This is a genomic window from Psychrobacter sp. CX18, from assembly GCF_057396215.1.
In genome coordinates this window covers 1-2289 of sequence record NZ_JBXYJH010000037.1, presented here as the reverse complement: position 1 = coordinate 2289, position 2289 = coordinate 1, and the positions used below count along the sequence as shown (strand labels likewise).

The following is a 2289-nucleotide window of genomic DNA, read 5'->3' as shown; positions in this document are numbered from 1 at the left end:
TATAAAGCACAGTTTAAGTTTACTGACGATGACGATATTGCTTATGCGAATACACCTTATGTTGCGATTAATGAACGAACTCAAGAGACTTATGAGGGTGTGACTGATGATGAGGGTAAAACACAAATGTTCTTTAGTGCTAAGCCTGATGAGATAAAGGCACATTTGAAGTTAGATAAGTATAGTGCTCAGTTTAGATTTGTAGATGACAATGATATACCCTATAGCTTTGTGGATTATATTGCTCAAGCTCAAAAAACAGGTGAATTGTTTGAAGGTACGACTGATGCACAAGGCTATACTGATTATATGTATACTTCAATTGAGCAAGAAATTAAAGTTCATTTAAAATTATGATAAAGGAGTAATTATGCCTAGTTCAAATAACACTAGAGATCCATTTGAGGGACTTAGAACTAATAGAACAACAAGTGCCAAAAGTGAAGAAATCCAGAAACTAACAAAAGCTAATATTAGTCGCTTTACACGATGCAATTGTAATCTACCATATGCTGAGGAGTTTAAAAAACACTATTTAAATTATGATGATTACAGTGGAGCACAAGTTTGGGAAAAAATTGGAGGTAATATCGGACAAGCTTATGGTGTGAATGGTCCTAATGGTCTACAAAACTCTTGTGCTGCAAGAGTAAGTTATGGATTAAATAAAGCTGGAAGACCTATACCTAGTGGAGCACCTTCTGCAAATAAGAATTTCAAAGATAATCAAAGATATATTATCAGTGCTGCAGAAATAAATAGATATTTGCATACATTAGGAAAACCTGATTATACTCTTACTAGCGTTGATGACTTTAATAAATTAAAAGCTGCTTTAACTCATGAGCAAGTTTTTATTATGGCTAAAAGTGGCCATGCAACAGTAGTGACTATGAATTATCGAGACCCTTATGCCACATCTTATCTTGGAGATGTGTGGTTCCTTCCTACTAGAAGATGCTCTTGTGGATAAACTATGAAAAAAATATTTATTATAACATTATTTTTATTTTTGGGATGTGGTTGTAAAGAAACAGCTGTAAAAACATCGACTAGTGAAAAAGATGTTATTCAAAAAAAAATTAATAATGAAAAAATTAAATCTAAAGACATCATAACTAATGACCATAATTATGCTGATGACACAGATAAACTACCATCAACTTCTCGATCATCAATCACTATAAATTTTAACGCTAAGGAAAGCTTAGAAAAATTAATTAATGATAATGATTCTAGAGAGTTGGTTTACTTACTACATCCATCAAACAATATGCTTGTTTATTGTTATCATGCTATTAGGTCAGAGTGTCATATTGAGGGGATACACAATAATGAATATTTTAGTTATGACATCTCTCAAGTTGAAGGGCAGAATATTGGGAAACTAACTATTCAGTATGACAAAATTCAATCAGCTAAAACATTTCCTGTTCAATGGATGACAGTAAACGATGAATATGCGATGGTGCAAATGACATCAAAAATTATGAAAAATTCACAGCAACATACCTTGCATGAGCCATTAATTATTTACTATAAAACAGGTATGATGGTTAGATAATTCATTTAAACTAAGTTTATAAATAGCATAAAATTAATTATATAATGTTATTTGTTAAAATATAGTAACTTCGTCAAGCCTTCCTCCTTATTAACCCGTTTAATAAAGCGATTTTACTGATGCTCGCTAGGCTCGATATATTCATTGATAATCTTTTATATATTAGGCCACTTATTTAAGCCATTATTAACAATAATATCTGAAAATCCTAAAAAAATTAAAGAGACTGTAGATTAAACTGACTTAACTATAGTTAAGTCCCAACACTAAGACAAAAAAATAGCCTCGACACTGGTTTTTTTAGAAAGCTTCAACCACGCCCACCCTAAGCAAGAATACAATCTAACCGCTAGCCCCGATTGTAACGGTTATACTTGGTAAAGCACAGGGTTGCAGGCGCTTGGCTAGTGGCAGTATCGTAGCACAGGAATGACACTCGCCTTAGCGACTGCCCCTGTGCAAGCCAAGATAATAGTGTAAAGCGGGAAATGCTCCACAGGCCACACAGACAACACAGGCGACGCAAACGCCAACCTATTACTATCCAACCAGCGGGCAGAAGCCGTCAAACAATACCTTATCGGACGTGGTATTGACGCCTCTCGACTAACCACCGTCGGTAAAGGAGACACCGACCCCATAGCCAGTAACGACACCCAAGAAGGTAAAACCCGTAATCGGCGTATCGAATTTACCCTAGGTGAATAACAAGGACTGTATTCATG

Annotated in this window: 3 protein-coding genes and 1 pseudogene; 3 read left to right on the top strand and 1 reads right to left on the bottom strand. The window is 34.8% G+C overall.

What is annotated here, in order from left to right:
* The 3 genes and pseudogenes from AC2SLT_RS13085 to AC2SLT_RS13075 form a co-directional block, all read left to right on the top strand.
* Window positions 1-357 (top strand): annotated as a pseudogene (locus AC2SLT_RS13085) (hypothetical protein); the annotation flags it as partial.
* Window positions 358-370: 13 nt separating this feature from the next.
* Window positions 371-973 (top strand): T6SS effector amidase Tae4 family protein, encoded by a 603-nt coding sequence (locus AC2SLT_RS13080; protein WP_486548088.1) that lies wholly within the window; start codon window positions 371-373, stop codon window positions 971-973.
* 3 nt (window positions 974-976) lie between these two features.
* Window positions 977-1564, top strand: a complete 588-nt coding sequence (locus AC2SLT_RS13075) for a hypothetical protein (RefSeq protein WP_486548087.1) — start codon at window positions 977-979, stop codon at window positions 1562-1564.
* A 404-nt stretch (window positions 1565-1968) separates the two neighbouring features.
* Here the strand turns inward: AC2SLT_RS13075 and AC2SLT_RS13070 are convergent.
* Window positions 1969-2289, bottom strand: a 321-nt coding sequence (locus AC2SLT_RS13070) for a hypothetical protein (RefSeq protein ID WP_486548086.1), incomplete at its 5' end; no start/stop codon positions are given.

Bases quoted from the DNA above. Each gene is read 5' to 3' on its own strand.
- AC2SLT_RS13080 (WP_486548088.1), top strand. From the start codon at position 371: ATGCCTAGTTCAAATAACACTAGAGATCCATTTGAGGGACTTAGAACT.
- AC2SLT_RS13075 (WP_486548087.1), top strand. From the start codon at position 977: ATGAAAAAAATATTTATTATAACATTATTTTTATTTTTGGGATGTGGT.